The 19,160-nt window shown below is 45.8% G+C and carries 18 protein-coding genes; 14 read left to right on the top strand and 4 right to left on the bottom strand.

Annotation, left to right across the window (positions count from 1 at the left end; genetic code table 11):
* Nucleotides 1–12: 12 nt before the first annotated feature.
* The 6 genes from narJ (at nucleotide 13) to NYE43_RS19510 (ending at nucleotide 6,008) form a co-directional block, all read left to right on the top strand.
* The gene (narJ, locus tag NYE43_RS19535; RefSeq protein WP_103671864.1) at nucleotides 13–567 is read left to right on the top strand and encodes a nitrate reductase molybdenum cofactor assembly chaperone; all 555 of its coding nucleotides are present in this window, start codon (nucleotides 13–15) and stop codon (nucleotides 565–567) included.
* The gene (gene narI, locus NYE43_RS19530) at nucleotides 564–1,256 is read left to right on the top strand and encodes a respiratory nitrate reductase subunit gamma (RefSeq protein ID WP_101859809.1); all 693 of its coding nucleotides are present in this window, start codon (nucleotides 564–566) and stop codon (nucleotides 1,254–1,256) included. Before narJ ends, narI begins: the two co-directional genes overlap by 4 nt.
* A 165-nt stretch (nucleotides 1,257–1,421) precedes the next feature.
* The gene (locus NYE43_RS19525) at nucleotides 1,422–2,051 is read left to right on the top strand and encodes a YitT family protein (RefSeq protein ID WP_213418093.1); all 630 of its coding nucleotides are present in this window, start codon (nucleotides 1,422–1,424) and stop codon (nucleotides 2,049–2,051) included.
* A gap of 104 nt (nucleotides 2,052–2,155) precedes the next feature.
* Nucleotides 2,156–3,658 (top strand): cardiolipin synthase, encoded by a 1,503-nt coding sequence (gene cls / locus NYE43_RS19520; protein WP_341062450.1) that lies wholly within the window; start codon nucleotides 2,156–2,158, stop codon nucleotides 3,656–3,658.
* A gap of 88 nt (nucleotides 3,659–3,746) precedes the next feature.
* On the top strand, nucleotides 3,747–5,474 hold the full coding sequence (locus NYE43_RS19515) for an ABC transporter ATP-binding protein (RefSeq protein WP_095712801.1): 1,728 nt from the start codon (nucleotides 3,747–3,749) through the stop codon (nucleotides 5,472–5,474).
* A 9-nt stretch (nucleotides 5,475–5,483) separates the two neighbouring features.
* Nucleotides 5,484–6,008 carry a dihydrofolate reductase family protein gene (locus tag NYE43_RS19510; RefSeq protein WP_213418092.1) on the top strand — a complete coding sequence of 175 codons (525 nt, stop codon included), beginning with the start codon at nucleotides 5,484–5,486 and terminating at the stop codon, nucleotides 6,006–6,008.
* Nucleotides 6,009–6,049: 41 nt separating this feature from the next.
* Here the strand turns inward: NYE43_RS19510 and NYE43_RS19505 are convergent, their stop codons facing one another.
* The 3 genes from NYE43_RS19505 to cls (NYE43_RS19495) form a co-directional block, all read right to left on the bottom strand.
* Nucleotides 6,050–6,322, bottom strand: coding sequence for a hypothetical protein (locus NYE43_RS19505; protein WP_010332264.1), 273 nt, complete (start codon nucleotides 6,320–6,322; stop codon nucleotides 6,050–6,052).
* Nucleotides 6,323–6,402: 80 nt separating this feature from the next.
* Nucleotides 6,403–7,365, bottom strand: a complete 963-nt coding sequence (uvsE, locus tag NYE43_RS19500; RefSeq protein ID WP_341062447.1) for a UV DNA damage repair endonuclease UvsE — start codon at nucleotides 7,363–7,365, stop codon at nucleotides 6,403–6,405.
* A gap of 12 nt (nucleotides 7,366–7,377) precedes the next feature.
* The gene (gene cls, locus NYE43_RS19495) at nucleotides 7,378–8,577 is read right to left on the bottom strand and encodes a cardiolipin synthase (protein WP_198098130.1); all 1,200 of its coding nucleotides are present in this window, start codon (nucleotides 8,575–8,577) and stop codon (nucleotides 7,378–7,380) included.
* A 155-nt stretch (nucleotides 8,578–8,732) separates the two neighbouring features.
* Here cls (NYE43_RS19495) and NYE43_RS19490 point away from each other — a divergent pair, with 155 nt between their 5' ends.
* The 4 genes from NYE43_RS19490 to pyrG all read left to right on the top strand — a co-directional run bounded on the left by NYE43_RS19490 (nucleotide 8,733) and on the right by pyrG (nucleotide 14,553).
* Complete coding sequence (locus tag NYE43_RS19490) at nucleotides 8,733–10,850, top strand: heterodisulfide reductase-related iron-sulfur binding cluster (protein WP_341062444.1); 2,118 nt, start codon at nucleotides 8,733–8,735, stop codon at nucleotides 10,848–10,850.
* The gene (acdA, locus tag NYE43_RS19485) at nucleotides 10,847–11,986 is read left to right on the top strand and encodes an acyl-CoA dehydrogenase AcdA (protein ID WP_059292344.1); all 1,140 of its coding nucleotides are present in this window, start codon (nucleotides 10,847–10,849) and stop codon (nucleotides 11,984–11,986) included. Before NYE43_RS19490 ends, acdA begins: the two co-directional genes overlap by 4 nt.
* Nucleotides 11,987–12,168: 182 nt before the next feature.
* The gene (rpoE, locus tag NYE43_RS19480) at nucleotides 12,169–12,702 is read left to right on the top strand and encodes a DNA-directed RNA polymerase subunit delta (RefSeq protein ID WP_024123192.1); all 534 of its coding nucleotides are present in this window, start codon (nucleotides 12,169–12,171) and stop codon (nucleotides 12,700–12,702) included.
* A 243-nt stretch (nucleotides 12,703–12,945) separates the two neighbouring features.
* A complete protein-coding gene (gene pyrG, locus NYE43_RS19475; RefSeq protein ID WP_095712807.1) occupies nucleotides 12,946–14,553 on the top strand; it encodes a glutamine hydrolyzing CTP synthase in 1,608 nt (535 codons plus the stop codon).
* A gap of 82 nt (nucleotides 14,554–14,635) precedes the next feature.
* On the opposite strand, the gene NYE43_RS19470 is transcribed toward pyrG, so the two are convergent.
* Entirely contained in the window at nucleotides 14,636–15,157 is a 522-nt protein-coding gene (locus NYE43_RS19470; protein ID WP_341062443.1) for a DUF2529 domain-containing protein, read from the bottom strand.
* A gap of 165 nt (nucleotides 15,158–15,322) precedes the next feature.
* On the opposite strand from NYE43_RS19470, the gene spo0F reads away from it, so the two are divergent.
* The 4 genes from spo0F to NYE43_RS19450 all read left to right on the top strand — a co-directional run bounded on the left by spo0F (nucleotide 15,323) and on the right by NYE43_RS19450 (nucleotide 19,157).
* Entirely contained in the window at nucleotides 15,323–15,697 is a 375-nt protein-coding gene (gene spo0F / locus NYE43_RS19465) for a sporulation initiation phosphotransferase Spo0F (RefSeq protein ID WP_003227621.1), read from the top strand.
* Nucleotides 15,698–15,877: 180 nt separating this feature from the next.
* Nucleotides 15,878–16,735 carry a class II fructose-bisphosphate aldolase gene (locus NYE43_RS19460; RefSeq protein WP_024123189.1) on the top strand — a complete coding sequence of 286 codons (858 nt, stop codon included), beginning with the start codon at nucleotides 15,878–15,880 and terminating at the stop codon, nucleotides 16,733–16,735.
* A 117-nt stretch (nucleotides 16,736–16,852) separates the two neighbouring features.
* Entirely contained in the window at nucleotides 16,853–17,491 is a 639-nt protein-coding gene (gene fsa / locus NYE43_RS19455) for a fructose-6-phosphate aldolase (protein ID WP_010332256.1), read from the top strand.
* Between the two features lie 376 nt (nucleotides 17,492–17,867).
* Nucleotides 17,868–19,157, top strand: coding sequence for a UDP-N-acetylglucosamine 1-carboxyvinyltransferase (locus NYE43_RS19450; protein WP_024123187.1), 1,290 nt, complete (start codon nucleotides 17,868–17,870; stop codon nucleotides 19,155–19,157).
* The last annotated feature ends 3 nt before the right edge of the window (nucleotides 19,158–19,160 follow it).

Here is a 19,160-nt window from a genome sequence, read left to right as displayed (position 1 = left end):
AGGTGTAACACGATGAACACCACAGACCGGCAAATCACATTCTCGGCTCTTTCTTATCTTCTTTCGTATCCGGATGAAGAGTGGAGAGCGGAACATCCCGAATGGGAAGATCTGATCAATGAAATCGAAAATCAGCATATCCGGGAGAAACTGCTTCACTTTGTAAAGTCATCAGCATGTTTTTCCCAGCAGGCCCTGATTGAACATTATGTATACACGTTTGACTTCGGGAAAAAAACGAATATGTATGTCACCTACTTTAACTCAGGCGAGCAAAGGGAACGCGGCATTGAATTGCTGCAGTTAAAGAACACTTATGAGCAATCCGGCTTCCTCCCGACAGACAAAGAGCTTCCCGATTACCTGCCGCTTATGCTGGAATTCGCCGCCATTGCGGAGATGAAGGAAACAAAGAGCATATTTGAGAAGTATCTGTCTAATTTGCGGGAGCTGACATCCCGTTTAGATCAAAACCAAAGTTTATATGCCGTACTGCTGGATGCACTGCTTACCGCGCTTGAGGAAATCGGCTTGTGTGAAAGCAGCGAAGGAGCTGTTCGGACATGAGCGGGCAGATCCTGTGGGTCATTATGCCGTATATGGTATTGACGATATTTATCGGCGGGCATATTTACCGCTATCAGCACGACCAGTTTGGCTGGACCGCCAAATCAAGCGAACTGTTAGAAAAGAAAAAGCTTGCGGCGGGCAGCACGCTCTTTCATTGGGGGATGCTGTTTGTTATCGGCGGACACGTTATGGGCATTCTCATCCCCGAAGGTGTATATCGTGCAATCGGCATCACAGAACACGTGTATCACAAAATGGCGATTGGCGTCGGCTTGCCGGCGGGAATTGCTGCAGTAATTGGACTTTTCATCCTGACATACAGAAGGCTGTTTGACAAAAGGATCCGCAAAACCAGCTCGCCCTCCGATTTTCTCACGCTGTTTTTGCTGCTGTTTGTGATGGTCTCGGGCGTTGCAGCCACATTTCTCAACGTTGATTCGAAAGGGTTCGATTACCGGACAACAGTCGGGCCGTGGTTCAGGCAGATCTTTTTGTTGAGGCCGGACGCTTCTTTAATGGAGAGTGTTCCGCTATGGTTTAAGCTTCATATTCTCATGGGATACGTCATTTTTATCATGTGGCCATTTACGAGATTGGTTCACGTGTTCAGCCTGCCGCTCAAATACCTGACCCGCAGCTATGTCGTATATCGCAAGCGTTCGAAACGACACATACAGCATCCGTAAAACCATCCCCCTTTGCCAAAAAGGGGGATTTCTCATCTTCTCTTCACATTATAGGAAAAAATAAAAACCTAAGATATTTTCTTACAAGACAATTGCTTGGCGGCAAGGAATACTGATATTTTTGTATTTGGAAATAACAATATGTTCGAAAAAGGAGAGTGAAGAATGAAACGGATGTTCCTCATTTTAACTGCCTGCCTCATCACTAGCGCCGGGGTTCTGACTCTCAGACATTCTCATGTATTAACCGGCGGCACAGCCGGCCTTTCTCTAAGCCTGACGTACGTGTTTCATTCCTCGTTTGCTATTATCTTCTTTCTGATTAATATCCCGTTTTATGTCTTTTCTTTTATCAGAATGGGTGCCAGCTTCACTTTATCCACCATATTTGCAGTAACAGCACTGACTTTTTTTACAAGCGTCGATCACTGGCTTCCGCCCGTCTCTTTTTCCCCGTTTGCCGGCGCGATTTGCGGCGGAGCATTGATCGGGTTCGGCCTGTCGCTCATGTTTTATTATCAGGCATCTCTTGGCGGCGCCAATATTCTCGCTTTATTTATGCAAAAGCGATACGGGTGGAATCCGGGGACGGTTAATTTCGCCTTCGATTTCGCCGTTGTGCTGGCCGGCATTTTTTCCGTCGGTTTGCAAAAAGGCCTCTGCTCCATCCTGTCCATTGCCATCACGGGATTGGCTGTCGGCTTCTTTAAGCATAAAATCAAAAGCAGCTACTCGCTGAAGCCAGATTTGCTCAAGAACTTTACTTCCGGCCAATCACAGGAAGCCTCCTCGTAAGCCTTTCCGCCCCGTGTGCGGAGAGGCTTTTTTCATAGAAAGGTTTAAAGGTTAGAAATAAGAGGAAATACGAAGGTAATCGGATCGGAATGGAGAGGGGACAAATGCTGAAAAGGAGACTGGAGTTTTTCTTTTTATATATCATGCTCATCGGGGCATACGTCATATGGGTTTTTCCGGTTTCCAGGCTTCAGTTTTACGGAGGATTGCTTTGCTATGCCGGCATTATTTTGTTCAGCATTTATTCGTTAATCCTTGAAAACCGAACATCGCAGCACACGCTGTTATGGATACATATTCTAGTCTTTTTTCCGATCGCGGGCTACATGTTTTATCTGTTTTCCGGACAGCTGTATGTAAAAGGAAAGCTGTTTAAAACAAAACGAATGTACAACAGGGAGAAGCTTCGAAAGCAGTTTGACATGGAGGAAACGCCTGAAGTGACCGGATTGAAGGACAATCAAGAAAGGTTTTTTACCTATTCCATCAGGGCTTCACATATGAATATCAACACGAAAAGCAAGGTGAAGGTTTTGAAAAACGGGGAAGAAACCTTTCCTGATATTTTCAAAGCAATGCGGAAAGCGGAATCTTATCTGCATATCGAATACTACATGTTCAAATCGGACATGCTTGGGCGCGACATGATGGAGATTATGATGGAAAAGGCGCGTCAGGGTGTCGAGGTGCGGTTTTTATATGACGCTGCGGGCAGCATCAAATTGGCAGGAAGAGATATTATGAAAATGAAAAAAGCGGGCGTGGACATCGTTCCTTTTTCTCCGCTGAAATACGGGTTCTTCAATCAGAAATTGAATTTTCGAAATCACCGTAAAATCGTGATCATAGACGGGAAAATCGGCTTTGTCGGCGGATTGAACGTCGGGAAGGAATATATCAGCCGAGACCCGATTATCGGTTTTTGGAGAGACACTCATCTGCGGCTGGAAGGAGAAATTGTGCAAACGCTTCACGCCATCTTTATGCTGGATTGGGAATATGTCTCTAATGAAGTGTTAATTGATCAAAAAGAATACAATACGCCAGTCCCCGTGGAGGGAGGAGGCATTTATCAAATTGTCGCGACAGGGCCTGACATGAAGGAAAGCATGAGTGACCTCTACTATGAAATGATTTCTACAGCGCAGAAATCTGTGTGGATCGCCACGCCTTATTTTGTCCCGAATGAATCCATCCGCACGGCTTTGAAAGCCGCGGCGACAAAAGGGGTTCAGGTGCGGATTATGGTGCCGGAGACGAATGACAGCTTTTTAACGCAATACGCGTCGAGATCGTATTTCCCTGAGCTGCTTCTAGAAGGGATTGAGGTGTATTCCTATCAAAAAGGCTTCATGCACCAAAAAGTGATAATCATTGACGGCGATCTTGCCTCAGTCGGAACCGCAAACATGGATATGCGCAGCTTTCAGCTCAATTTTGAAGTGAACGTTTTTTTCACGGATGCCGAAGCGATCCGCACCTTGGAAGACCATTTCGAAGAGGATATGCTGGAAAGTGAGAAACTTAGCCCTGTCGGTTTTTATAAAAGAGGAATGGCTGACCGGACAAAGGAATCAGTTGCCCGTCTCTTTTCAAGTGTTCTGTAAGAAAAAAGAAATACTGTCTTTCAAAACAGCCAGTGTATAGTATAATTGAGAAATGTTATCAGTTATTAATGCATTGGGGGAAGATAGAGTGCTGCGGCAATTTTTTGCGTATTATAAACCATATAAAACATTGTTCTTTCTCGACTTTTTCTCGGCGATCGCAGGAGGCTTAATGGAGCTGAGTTTTCCTTTAATCGTCAATTATTTTATTGATACCTTGCTTCCGGGGAGAGACTGGGGCCTGATCATCGCGACCTCAATCGGATTGTTCGCAGTTTACGCGCTCAGCTCGGCTCTTCAATATGTCGTCACGTATTGGGGGCATATGCTCGGAATCAATATCGAAACCGATATGAGAAAGTCGCTATTTGACCATCTGCAAAAGCTGTCCTTCAAATTTTACGACAACAACAAGACGGGAACGTTAATGTCGAAGCTGACGAACGACTTAATGTACATCGGCGAAGTCGCCCATCACGGTCCAGAAGATTTGTTCATCGCCATTATGACGATTCTCGGGGCGTTCGGGGTTATGCTGTTTATCAACTGGCAGCTGGCATTGCTGACGTTTATTATCATGCCGATTGTCATTTGGCTTGCGCTTTACTTCAATAAAAAAATGACCAAAGCGTTTACGACGCTGAACAAGGATATCGGAGACTTCAGTGCGCGGGTAGAAAATAATATCGGCGGCATCCGGCTCGTTCAGGCGTTCGGCAATGAATCGTTTGAAAAAGAGCGCTTTGCTGTCAACAATCAGCGATTCCGCATCACTAAGCTGTCATCATATAAAATCATGGCGAAAAACGGCTCCATCAGCTATATGCTGACACGGTTTGTTACGCTGTTTGTCCTCTTGTGCGGTACGTGGTTTGTCATCCGAGGCTCCTTGTCATACGGAGAATTTGTGGCGTTTGTGCTATTAACGAATGTCCTGTTTCGGCCGATTGACAAAATTAACGCCATTATTGAAATGTATCCGCGGGGAATTGCCGGCTTTAAAAGCTACATGGAACTGATGGAGACGGAGCCGGATATTCAGGATTCTCCTGAGGCGAGAGACGTTTCCGGACTGAAAGGTGATATCCGCTATCAGCATGTTTCGTTTGGCTATGATGAGAATCAACATGTCCTTCATGACATTAACCTGACCATTCGGGCGGGGGAAACGGTAGCGTTTGTCGGTCCGTCCGGAGCGGGGAAATCAACACTTTGCAGTCTGCTTCCGCGCTTTTATGAAGCGTCAGAAGGCGACATTACCATTGACGGCATCAGCACTAAAGACATGACGCTGTCTTCCTTGCGCGGGCAGATTGGCGTTGTGCAGCAGGATGTTTTCTTATTCTCGGGCACACTGAGAGAGAATATTGCATATGGCCGTTTGGATGCATCGGAAGAGGAAATCTGGCAGGCTGTGAAGCAGGCTCACTTGGAAGAACTCGTCAATAACATGCCGGATGGATTGGACACTGTCATCGGAGAACGCGGCGTAAAACTTTCCGGCGGGCAAAAGCAGCGCCTTTCAATTGCGAGGATGTTCTTGAAAAATCCATCTATCCTGATTCTGGACGAGGCAACTTCCGCCCTTGATACGGAAACAGAAGCGGCGATCCAAAAGGCGCTTCAAGAATTGTCGGAGGGGCGCACGACGCTGGTGATCGCCCACAGACTGGCGACGATCAAACATGCGGACAGAATTGTCGTCGTGACAAAAAACGGTATCGAGGAACAAGGGCGGCATCAGGAACTGATCGAAGCCGGCGGTATTTACAGCAGACTGCATCATGCACAGTTCGGAGAGATGGTGCAGCAATAGGAGGAGAGTATGGATAGAAAAAATGTGCTGTACATAGCTGTTTCGTTAGACGGGATGATCGCGAGAGAGGATGGGAGCGTCGACTGGCTGGATGAATTTGAAGGCGAGGGTGATAACGGGTACAGTGAATTTTATCAGACTGTTGATACCGTCATTTTAGGGCGGAGCACATACGAACACATCAAAATTCTCACACCCGATTTTCCGTATCAGGATAAAACATGCTACGTGTTTACAGAAACGCCCGAAAGCTATCATGATAAACACGTGACGTTTATCGATGAAGACATCAAAGCGTTCACCGGCCGCTTAAAACAGCAAAAAGGCTTAAATATCTGGATCGCGGGCGGGGCAGAGCTGGTGAATACTTTTATGAAAGAGGATGCCATCGACGAATACATCATCACTGTCATCCCGGTTGTATTGGGGAGCGGCATTCCGCTGTTTCATGAACAAAATACCGAAACAAAGCTGCGTTTAACCGATATGAAACGATTCGGACAGGCGGCGCAGCTGCATTATAAACGAGCATAAGAAAAAGGATAGACATCACTGTCTATCCTTTTTTATGTAAGTTAGAGCGCTTCTCTCTCAGCGGGCTCAATCATATTCTGAAACTTTTCAACCAGCTGAGACGCTTTTGTTCCTTCAACCACAATCAGATATTCTTTTTCATTATGAGCCATACGGAACGTTTCCAGCTCGATTAAGCTTTTGATTTTGCACATCGTTTTCTTTGAGTAAATATAAACCTCGTGGCTTCCGGAATGGCACATTTTATATAGGTGAATCAAATTTCTTAAAGTAAATGCCTGTGCGGCTACTTTTAGAGACTTGATGTTTTTCATGTTCTTTCTCCTCCATTGATTCTTGTCTTATATAGCGTATGTTCCCAATGTGTACAAACTGTAAACCTGTTTTTGCACACTTATGATTTCCATTGCAGAGTGCCGCCGCCAATCCGTTTCACGCCGCGGATTGAGCTCAATTCATCCATCAGCCGGAGAAGCGCCTTGTCCTTCTGTTTCGCCTCGATCATAAAATCAATATTGGTTCCCCATTGCCTGAAGCGCTCCAAAAGCGGCAGCAAGAAGTTGGCGTCTACATATTCCGCATGGCTGCGCACCGCTTGCTCCGATTTTGGAGAGGAAAGATGGACCTTCGGCTGCAATCCGATCCGCTGCCATGTGTTGATCATCCGGGGCAGTGCTTCATTCAGGTCTGCATGATCATCCGAGTTTGCGTAAAAATGATGAAAATCAAAGACAAACGGAACATTCTCTTGTTCACAGACCTGAAGCGTCTCTTCCGTGGTGTACGTTTTATCGTCATTTTCCAGCGTCATCCGCTGTTTGATCTCTTTCGGAAGCATTTTCATGTTTTGATGAAATTGTTTCAGAGCGTTTTCTTTGTTTCCGTAAGCGCCGCCGATATGGATGTTGATAACTGAGCGGTCTGCAATCCCCATCGCTTCAAGCATGCGGTAGTGATAAGCCATATCGGTTACTGCATTTGCTGTAATGGATTCTTTAGGGCTCGTAAACAGGGTAAACTGGTTAGGATGAAAGCTTATGCGCAGATTGTATTTTTTCACGAGCTCTCCAATCTCACGGAACTCCTTGCGAAACGGCGTCACAAAGTCCCACATCACGTCAGGATGAGTGGCCAGCGGCACAATTGAGCTGGAAAAACGGTACAATGGAATATCGTGGCCGATGATATAGTGAAGGGTTCTCATGGTATTGCGCAAGTTGGCTTTCGTCACAGCCAAAAGGGCTTCTTTTCTCTCATCCTCGGGCAGCTTTGAATAACGGGCGAATGTCAGTGTTTTGGCGGGAGACGCATCCCAAAGGCTCATCGCATTTGAGACGAACCCGAATCTGAAAATCATAGGAACTCTCCTTTATAAAAAATAAGATAATGCTTTACCGAGCCATTCCGCCGGTCGCTGCCTGAACGTGCGCTTTTTGAAATTTTCTTTTGTCAGCAGCTCCGACTTTTTAATATCCTCTTCAATCGTGGCATAGACTTCTTTTGTAAATGCAACATCATCAATTTCAACGTTTACCTCTTCATTTAAAAACAGGCTGCGCTGATCAAAATTGGCTGTGCCGATGATGCTGAAGTGATCGTCAATGATCAAGGCTTTCACATGATAAAACCCTTGGTAAAAACGGTAGATGAGACAGCCGGCATCCAGCAGGTCCGAATAATATGTAAAAGCAGCTTCTCTGACCAGCGGGTGATCTGATTTCATCGGCACAATCAATGTAACGTCTACACCGTTTTTTCTTGCTTTGACCAAGGCCTGCTGAAGCGGTTTAGTCGGAATATAATATGGCGTGCAAATCGTAATGCGCTGTTTCGCCTGTGAGATATTTGCCAAATACGTTTTTTCAAGAGAATAGCCGTCAGTCGCATAAATCTTATGAGGGATATTCCCTTGGGGAAGCTCAGGCCAAACATCCGGACCCAGTTCGGCTGATCCGGTATTTCGTTTCAGGTCGGCTGTAAAAAGCGTTTGAAGATCTCGGACACCTTCTCCCGTCATACGCAGATGATAATCCTCCCAATTGCCGAACTTCGCCTTCTTCCCAAGGTATTCCTCACCAATGTTAAACCCGCCGACATAGCCGACTTTTCCATCCATCACAGCAATTTTCCGGTGATTTCGTTTTTGTATATGAAAAAAGAAATAAGGGAAACGGGGCCGGTTCAGAAAATGAACGTGAACGCCGGCGTTTTTCATTGTCTCCAGCGCCGGTTTCTTAATTTTTTGGCTGCCCGACCAATCCAGAAGCAAATAAACCGATACGCCGGCCTGGGCTTTTGTTTTCAGCAGTGTGAACATATTGTGGCTGACCTCATCGTTTTTCATAATGAAAAACATCACGTGAACGGAAGAGACGGCATCGCGTATATCCTCCATCATCCGTTCAACAAGATCAGCGCCGCAGTGAATCAATTCGATATCACTTTTCTTTTTTGAAAAAACAGGCTCGTACGCTTTCTTTCTGTATGCGGCGCGCCCCATAAAGATATCCAGCAGGATTAAAGCTAATAGTATGATGACAATGATGAGAATCACGAAAAATACCTTCATCCCGGCACTCCTTTCCGTAGTTGTAAGTAGTGTGCCCGAACAGCAGGAATTTAATTATTGACTGAACACTCATTCATTATTTATCATAAAGATAATCTTATACAGATTTTGGGGCAGGGGATCACGGTCTTCATCAGTAAAAAGGGGGAATTGGAATGAGCGGCTTTCTCATTGTCAATGCATTATTATTTCTGATTGTAACCGCTTACGCTGTTTATTTGTTTGTCTATTTGGTCAAAACAAGGCTTGCTTACATCAGGCTTGGCCAAAAGGAACAGTTCGATAAACGGATCAAGGAACGGCTTCAGGCCATATGGGTGAATGTATTCGGGCAGAAAAAACTGCTCAAGGATAAGAAAAGCGGCATCATTCACGTCATGTTTTTCTACGGCTTTATATTGGTTCAGTTTGGAGCGATTGACTTTATCATCAAAGGGCTGGTCCCGGATCGAAATCTGCCGCTTGGCCCGATCTATCCCGCCTTCACTTTTTTTCAGGAAATCGTTACGTTTCTGATCTTAATTGCGGTTGGCTGGGCATTTTACAGACGCTATATCGAAAAGCTCGTCAGGCTGAAACGAGGCTTTAAATCTGGACTTGTTCTCATTTTTATCGGCGGTTTAATGCTGACGGTTTTACTGGGGAACGCAATGAATCTGATCTGGCATGATCACGGGCTTTCTTGGAGCGAGCCGATCGCTTCAGGCATCGCGTTTTTGCTTGGCGGCGTCGGGGAGACGGGCGCCGCGGTGATTTTCTATATCGCATGGTGGGTGCATCTGCTGTTTTTACTGAGCTTTTTAGTGTATGTGCCGCAGTCAAAGCACGCTCATTTAATTGCCGGTCCTGCCAATGTCTTTTTCAACAGGCTTGAAGCGTCCGGAAAGCTCGAAAAAATTGATTTCACAGACGAAACGAAAGAAAGCTACGGAGCGGGAAAAATTGAGGATTTCAGGCAGTCCCAGTTGATTGATCTGTATGCGTGTGTCGAGTGCGGCCGCTGCACCAATATGTGCCCTGCGACAGGCACCGGAAAAATGCTGTCGCCGATGGATTTAATTTTACGCCTCAGGGACCACCTCACAGAAAAAGGCGCTGCTGTCACTTCGCGCTCGCCATGGGTGCCGGCTGCAGCATTCCGGCATACGAAAGGGAACCAGCTGGCTGCGGCAGCCTCAGGGAGCGGATCACAGGAAGCCGCCGCCGCGCTAGATTACAGTCCGAGCTTAATCGGCGATGTCATTACCGAAGAAGAAATTTGGGCCTGCACCACTTGCCGGAACTGTGAAGATCAGTGCCCCGTCATGAACGAGCATGTTGATAAAATCATTGACCTTCGCCGCTATCTCGTGCTGACTGAAGGAAAAATGGACAGTGACGCACAGCGGGCGATGACGAGTATTGAGCGGCAGGGAAATCCGTGGGGCCTCAACCGCAAGGAACGTGAAAATTGGCGCGACGCAGCCCCAGATGCCGATATTCCGACAGTAAAAGAATTAAAAAAAGAGGAAAAAGAATTCGAATATCTTTTTTGGGTCGGTTCCATGGGTTCATACGACAACAGAAGCCAAAAGATCGCCATCTCCTTTGCAAGACTGCTGAACCAAGCAGGTGTGACCTTTGCGATCCTCGGCAACAAAGAAAAAAATTCAGGGGACACCCCGCGCCGCCTCGGAAATGAGTTTTTATTTCAAGAACTGGCCGAAAAGAATATTTCGGAATTTGAAAAAAATAATGTGAAAAAAATCGTTACGGTTGATCCGCACGCATACAATTTATTTAAAAACGAATATCCTGATTTCGGCTTTGAAGGCGAAGTGTATCATCATACGGAAGTGCTGGCCGATCTGGTGAAGAGCGGGAAACTAAAACCGCAGCACCCAGTTCATGAAACGATCACCTTCCACGACTCGTGTTACTTGGGACGGTACAACGAAGTCTATGATCCGCCGAGAGAGATTTTAAAAGCCATTCCGGGTGTGCGGCTTATTGAAATGGAGAGAAGCCGGGAAACCGGCATGTGCTGCGGAGCTGGCGGAGGCTTGATGTGGATGGAGGAAGAGTCAGGCAACAGGATTAATGTCGCCAGAACAGAGCAAGCGCTGGCAGTCAATCCGTCGGTAATCAGCTCCGGCTGTCCGTACTGCCTCACGATGCTTGGGGACGGCACAAAGGCAAAAGAAGCGGAAGATCGTGTCAAAACGTATGACGTCGCGGAGCTTCTGGCTCAATCTGTCTTGGGCGCTGATATGACAATGGGGGAAAAGCGATGAATTTTTCATTAACAGAAGAACACGAAATGATTCGGAAATTGGTTCGTGATTTTGCGAAGCATGAGGTTGCACCGACAGCGGCAGAACGTGACGAACAAGAACGCTTCGATCGTGACCTGTTTCGGGAAATGGCGGATTTAGGATTAACAGGGATTCCGTGGCCTGAAGCTTACGGCGGAATCGGAAGTGACTACCTGGCTTATGTCATAGCGGTGGAGGAACTGTCAAAAGTCTGCGCCTCCACCGGCGTGACGCTTTCAGCCCATATCTCGCTTTGCGGCTGGCCGCTGTTTGCATTTGGCACAGAAGAACAAAAGGCAGCGTACTTAACACAGCTGGCCCTTGGGCAGAAAATCGGGGCTTTCGCTTTGACTGAAGCAGGCTCCGGTTCAGACGCCGGCGGGATGAAAACAACCGCTGAGCGAATTGGTGATGACTATGTATTAAACGGATCAAAAGTGTTTATCACAAACGGCGGCGCCGCTGATATTTATATTGTGTTTGCAGTCACTGACGCTGAGAAAAAGAAAAAAGGCATTTCCGCTTTTATTGTAGAAAAGGATTTCGAAGGATTTTTGACAGGCAAGAAAGAAAAGAAACTAGGCATCCGTTCTTCTCCGACAACAGAGATCATCTTCGAAGACTGTGTCGTTCCCGCAGAAAATCGTCTCGGTGAAGAAGGAGAAGGCTTCAAAATCGCGATGAAGACGCTTGACGGAGGAAGAAACGGCATTGCGGCGCAGGCTGTTGGCATCGCTCAGGGAGCGCTTGATGCGGCGCTTCAATACGCAAAAGAAAGAAAACAGTTCGGCAAATCGATTGCCGAGCAGCAGGGCATAGCTTTTAAACTTGCAGATATGGCGACAATGATAGAAGCTTCAAGGCTACTGACCTACCAGGCCGCATGGCTGGAGTCGTCAGGCCTTCCGTATGGAAAAGCCTCCGCTATGTCCAAACTGCTGGCGGGGGATACGGCGATGAAGGTGACGACCGAAGCTGTGCAGATTTTCGGCGGCTACGGCTATACGAAGGATTATCCGGTTGAACGCTATATGCGCGACGCGAAAATTACGCAAATCTACGAAGGCACCCAAGAAATTCAAAGGCTGGTTATCTCCAGAATGCTCGCAGAATAAGGCAAAACATCTATCAGTCGGATCACTCTTGTAAAATTATTTAAATTAACGCTGTTAAGGGTAGCATATTCTGTTTTATTTTGTTTATAATGAGAGGTATGGTTTGTATAAGAACGATACAATATCGCTTTCATTATTGATAAAACAGATACATATAAGTAATAGAAAGGGAGTGTCCGACCTTGGGTATCAAACAATATTCACAGGAACAGCTAAAGGAAATGGCTTTAGTTGAAATCGCTCACGAATTATTTGAAGATCATAAAAAACCAGTTCCTTTTCAGGAGCTTTTAAATGAAATTGCATCATTGCTCGGCGTAAAAAAAGAAGAGCTTGGAGACCGCGTCGCACAATTTTATACAGATTTAAACATTGACGGCCGCTTCTTGGCGCTCTCTGACCAGACTTGGGGCCTTCGCAGCTGGTATCCGTACGATCAGCTTGATGAAGAAACACAGCCGACAGTTAAGGCGAAAAAGAAAAAAGCGAAAAAAGCTGTTGAAGAAGATCTTGATCTTGATGAATTTGAAGAGGTTGACGAAGACGAGCTCGATTTGGCTGAGGTTGAGGAAGAGCTTGATCTCGATGCTGATGAGTTTGACGATATCGATGAAGACGACGACGAAGACGAGCTCGAAATTGATGATGATCTCATTGATGACGATGAAGAAGAAGATGAAGATGACTATGATGAAGGCGATGAGGATAAAAAATAGTAAAAGAATTTCATCCTCAAATCAATCTTGACTTTCATAGTCGAACTATGTAGTATGTATTTTGGGCTCTTCAAAAACGAAGAGAGAACATAGAACGTTATGCTCCCTTTCAAGAAATTGAAAGGGAGCTTTCTTATTTTCACCCCTCATTTTTCTTATAAATCATTTAAAAGGCTAAATGATTTCCTATAAAACGGTACATTTTAAGAAATGTAGCTTAGAGCGAAGAGAGGAGCAAACGAAATGACGAAATATATTTTTGTAACCGGGGGAGTCGTATCCTCACTTGGAAAGGGTATTGTAGCAGCTTCATTAGGGCGTTTGCTGAAAAACCGCGGACTGAACGTCACAATTCAAAAATTCGACCCATACATCAACGTTGATCCGGGAACGATGAGCCCGTACCAGCACGGTGAAGTATTCGTAACAGATGACGGCGCTGAAACAGACTTAGACCTCGGGCACTATGAGCGTTTTATCGACATCAACCTGAATAAATTCAGCAACGTAACAACAGGAAAAATCTATTCAACAGTTCTTAAAAAAGAACGTCGCGGAGATTACCTCGGCGGAACAGTGCAGGTTATTCCGCACATCACAAACGAACTGAAAGACCGCGTATACCGTGCGGGTAAAGAAACAAACGCGGATGTCGTGATTACAGAAATCGGCGGTACTGTAGGAGACATCGAATCCCTGCCATTCCTTGAAGCCATCCGCCAAATGAAGAGTGACATCGGTCGTGAAAACGTGATGTACATCCACTGTACACTTGTGCCTTACATTAAAGCTGCCGGCGAACTGAAAACAAAACCGACACAGCACAGCGTAAAAGAATTAAGAAGCCTGGGCATTCAGCCAAACATTATCGTTGTTCGTACAGAAATGCCGATTTCTCAAGATATGAAGGACAAAATCGCATTATTCTGCGACATCGATACAAAAGCGGTTATTGAATGTGAAGATGCGGACAACCTCTATTCCATTCCGCTTGAGCTTCAAAAACAAGGACTTGATAAGCTTGTTTGCCAGCACATGCAGCTGGAATGCAAAGAAGCGGAAATGTCCGAGTGGAAAGAGCTTGTGAACAAGGTCAGCAACCTGTCTCAAACGACCACAATCGGACTTGTCGGAAAATATGTTGAGCTTCCTGACGCTTACATCTCTGTCGTTGAATCACTTCGCCACGCAGGCTACGCGTTTGACACAGATGTAAAAGTGAAATGGATTAACGCTGAGGAAGTAACAGAAAGCAACATCGGAGAGCTTACTAGCGGCACAGACGGTATTATCGTACCGGGCGGCTTCGGTGACCGCGGTGTTGAAGGTAAAATCATTGCGACAAAACATGCCCGCGAAAACAAGATTCCGTTCTTGGGCATTTGCTTAGGCATGCAGGTTGCATCTATTGAGTATGCCCGAAACGTATTAGGCTTAAAAGGCGCTCACTCTGCGGAAATTGATCCGTCAACTCAATACCCGATCATCGACCTTCTTCCTGAACAGAAGGATGTTGAAGATCTTGGAGGAACACTTCGTCTCGGCCTTTACCCTTGTAAGCTTGAAGAGGGCACGAAAGCATTTGAAGTGTATCAGGATGAAGTGGTATACGAGCGTCACCGCCACCGTTATGAATTCAACAACGAATTCAGACAGCAAATGGAAGACCAAGGCTTCGTATTCTCAGGCACCAGCCCGGACGGACGCCTTGTTGAAATTATTGAGCTGAAAGACCATCCTTGGTTCGTGGCTTCTCAGTTCCACCCAGAGTTCAAGTCAAGACCGACAAGACCTCAGCCATTATTCAAAGGCTTTATCGGAGCGTCTGTTGAAGCTGCAAATCAGAAGTAATAAAAAAAGACTTGCCGTTTGTCAAAAGCGGACAAGTCTTTTTTATTTGTTTCCGGCAAGATACAGCATGTACAATAAGTGATTATGCATACTCTTGCAGAATTTCTTTTAATGTAAATGATAGAGCATGGTAGACATACAATGCTGTCATTAATGAAGGGAAGCCGTAACGGGTGCCGTCTTCATCGGGAACGAGCGGCATTTTCAGCTTCGAATCAATATGCACATCGCAATATTGTTCGATTCCGGCGCTGTCTTTGGCTGCCGGCGATACGCAAACGACTCCCGCGCCTTTTTCATAAAGCTCTTTCGCGAGCGCCTGTTCTTCATCTGTACCTGTCCCTGAGCAAAACATCAGCACCCTGTCGCTTTCTGTCACTTCATCCGCGTTGGCGGGAAACGCTTTGACGGAAGGAAACGGCTCTTTGCTTTCGGTAGCCTCATATAAGACGCCCTGAAGCTCATTTGCCCCGTATATATATATGGAATGCCCGCTGACCACCGCTTGAGCAAGCAATCGCGCCCCATCTTCAATCGCGTCAGATTCCTTATCCTGAATGCGGGAAAAAATACCTGTTAACTGTGTCGTAAATATTTTCAACATAAGTGAATCCTCCTTTATAACGTACAATAACAGTATACAACAAAAGAGAAAATGCTCAGAAAATGTCGTAAAGTAGACTATTATAATTAAAGGAAATAGGAAAATCAAACAGAATACATAAACTACTGCTTACTTTTGACGAAAATCATAATATTGGGGTGTAAAATGATGAATGAAAAAATTTTAATCGTTGATGATCAATACGGAATACGTATTTTGCTTAACGAAGTGTTCAATAAAGAGGGCTATCAGACATTTCAGGCTGCGAACGGCCTTCAAGCGCTTGATATTGTGACAAAAGAACGTCCGGACCTTGTCCTTCTGGATATGAAAATTCCCGGCATGGACGGAATCGAAATCTTAAAACGGATGAAAGTCATTGACGAAAACATCCGCGTGATCATCATGACGGCTTACGGAGAACTCGATATGATCCAGGAATCAAAGGAACTGGGCGCATTGACGCACTTTGCGAAGCCGTTTGACATCGACGAAATCAGAGACGCCGTCAAAAAATATCTGCCCCTGAAGTCTAACTGACAAAAAGAAGAAACAATTGAATGAGCTCATTGTGTTGCCGATTTGTCGAAAAGTTGGTATTCTAGTTATGGAGAAAAAGCGATCTGAGTATTTACATATGACAGCAAATTATGGGTCATGCTAGGGTGGAAAGCTTTTTTCGCTAGAAGACAATCAGGCTACATAAGGAGGACATTCGACATGCCTTTAGTTTCAATGACGGAAATGTTGAATACAGCTAAAGAAAAAGGTTATGCTGTAGGACAATTTAACTTAAACAACCTTGAGTTTACTCAAGCGATTTTACAAGCAGCTGAAGAAGAAAAATCTCCAGTGATCCTTGGTGTTTCCGAAGGTGCGGGACGCTACATGGGCGGCTTCAAAACAGTCGTAGCTATGGTAAAAGCACTAATGGAAGAGTACAAAGTGACAGTTCCTGTTGCGATCCACTTAGACCACGGTTCAAGCTTTGAATCTTGTGCGAAAGCGATTCATGCAGGTTTCACATCTGTAATGATCGACGCTTCTCACCATCCATTTGAAGAAAACGTAGCAACAACTTCTAAAGTTGTTGAGCTTGCTCATTTCCACGGTGTATCTGTAGAAGCTGAGCTAGGAACAGTCGGCGGACAAGAGGACGACGTTATCGCTGAAGGCGTAATCTACGCTGATCCTAAAGAGTGCCAAGAGCTTGTTGAGCGCACTGGCATCGACTGCCTTGCACCTGCATTAGGTTCTGTTCACGGCCCTTACAAAGGTGAGCCAAACCTTGGCTTCAAAGAAATGGAAGAGATCGGAAATTCAACTGGTCTTCCGCTCGTTCTTCACGGCGGTACTGGAATTCCGACTGCTGACATCAAAAAATCAATCTCACTTGGTACAGCTAAAATCAACGTAAATACTGAAAACCAAATCTCTTCTGCAAAAGCTGTTCGCGAAACGTTGGCAGCTAAGCCTGACGAGTACGATCCTCGTAAATACCTTGGACCTGCTCGCGAAGCGATTAAAGAAACTGTTATCGGTAAAATGCGTGAATTTGGTTCTTCAAACCAAGCTTAATTCAATTGGAACTTTTTATAGCCGCCTGACAGCTTGACAGGCGGTTTTCCGTCTATCTTTAGAAAGCGCAATCATATTCACAGTTCTGAAAATTCTTACTCTGGGAGGCTTTTGTAAATGTTATTTTTTATTGATACAGCCAATATCGATGAGATTAAAGAAGCGTATGAATTAGGAATCCTTGCCGGTGTAACAACGAATCCTAGTTTAGTAGCAAAAGAAGCTAACGTATCGTTCCATGACCGTCTTCGTGAAATCACAGAAGTTGTTCCGGGCTCTGTAAGTGCCGAGGTTATTTCTCTGAAAGCTGAGGAAATGATCGAGGAAGGAAAAGAACTGGCGAAAATCGCTCCGAACATCACGGTGAAAATCCCGATGACGGCTGACGGTTTAAAAGCCGTAAAAGCACTTACTGACTTAAACATTAAAACAAATGTCACATTGATCTTCAATGCAAACCAAGCGCTTCTTGCTGCAAGAGCGGGCGCTACATATGTATCTCCATTCTTAGGCCGCTTAGATGATATCGGCCATAACGGGCTTGACCTGATTTCAGAAGTCAAGCAGATTTTTGATATTCACGGGCTTGATACGCAAATCATTGCGGCGTCAATCCGCCATCCTCAGCATGTAACTGAAGCTGCATTAAGAGGGGCTCATATCGGTACAATGCCGCTTAAAGTCATTTATCAGCTGACAAAGCACCCGTTAACAGACAAAGGAATCGAACAATTCCTGGCAGACTGGAACAAGTAATTCAAGCGGCGGCAAACAGAGTGTAGTGTCTGTTTGCCGCGGCCTTTGCTTTTCACCGTCCTGATCCAGCGGACCTTCAGATGCACGCCGCTTACAGAGAAGGAATCATTGGGCTGCAGAAGCTGATATCGGAATGAGGGTTGCGTGCTGCTTTTGCCGGATGACGAAGATGTCTCTTTAGCCGGCGGGTCTCTGTCGATTTTTTGAAACCTATGCCCCCGCAAAGCTTCGCTATTTTCTTCCTGATATTTTACAATGTGTTGTATTCTTTCTCTTCGAATTGGCTAGATTTTGGACATGAGCTTTATTTGCAGAGACAGAATAAAATGCCATTTTATTTAGCTCCGCAGCTATCTTCTTATGGAAGGAGACTATCATGGAAAAGTTGAATATTGCCGGCGGTGACTCGTTAAACGGTACAGTACACATCAGCGGCGCTAAAAACAGTGCTGTTGCATTAATACCAGCAACCATTTTGGCAAATTCCGAGGTGACAATAGAAGGGCTTCCTGAGATTTCAGATATTGAAACGCTGCGTGACCTGTTACAGGAAATCGGCGGCAATGTACATTTTGAGAATGGGGATATGATTGTAGACCCCACATCAATGATCAGCATGCCGCTTCCTAACGGAAAAGTGAAAAAACTGCGCGCGTCGTATTATTTAATGGGGGCGATGCTCGGCCGCTTTAAACAGGCCGTCATCGGATTGCCTGGCGGCTGCCACCTGGGCCCCCGTCCGATTGACCAGCACATCAAGGGCTTCGAAGCGCTCGGAGCTGAAGTGACCAATGAACAGGGCGCGATTTATTTGCGCGCTGAAAGGCTGAGAGGCGCACGTATATATTTAGATGTCGTAAGCGTCGGGGCAACGATTAACATTATGCTTGCGGCTGTTTTGGCAGAAGGGAAAACCATCATCGAAAACGCTGCGAAAGAGCCGGAGATTATTGATGTCGCGACACTGCTCACAAGCATGGGCGCAAAAATCAAAGGCGCTGGAACCAACGTAATCCGAATCGATGGCGTAAAGGAACTGCACGGCTGCAAACATACGATCATCCCGGACAGAATTGAGGCCGGAACATTTATGATTGCCGGTGCTGCGATGGGCAAAGAGGTCATCATCGATAATGTAATCCCGACACACCTTGAGTCCTTAACAGCAAAGCTGAGAGAAATGGGCTTTCACATTGAGACAAGCGACGACCAGCTGCTTATTGTCGGCGGGCAGAAAAACCTAAAGCCGGTTGATGTAAAAACCCTAGTATACCCGGGCTTTCCGACTGATTTGCAGCAGCCGATGACAGCGCTTTTGACGAGAGCAAAAGGGACAAGCGTCGTGACTGACACCATCTATTCGGCGAGATTCAAGCATATTGATGAGCTGAGACGAATGGGCGCAAATATGAAGGTAGAGGGCAGATCTGCAATCATAACGGGACCTGTCGACCTTCAAGGCGCTAAGGTCAAGGCGAGCGATCTGCGGGCCGGAGCCTGTTTAGTGGTTGCCGGGCTGATGGCCGACGGCGTCACGGAAATTACAGGTCTGGAGCATATTGATCGCGGATACAGCAGCCTTGAGAAAAAACTCGAGGGTCTGGGAGCCACAATCTGGCGCGAGAGAATGACTGATGAAGAGATAGAACAGCTGCAAAATTCTTAATTG

The sequence above is a fragment of the Bacillus sp. FSL R5-0434 genome, from assembly GCF_038004745.1.
Taxonomy (GTDB): Bacteria; Bacillota; Bacilli; order Bacillales; family Bacillaceae; genus Bacillus; species Bacillus halotolerans.
The sequence above is the reverse complement of the archived record's forward strand: the minus strand, read 5'-3'. Positions and strand labels throughout refer to the sequence as shown.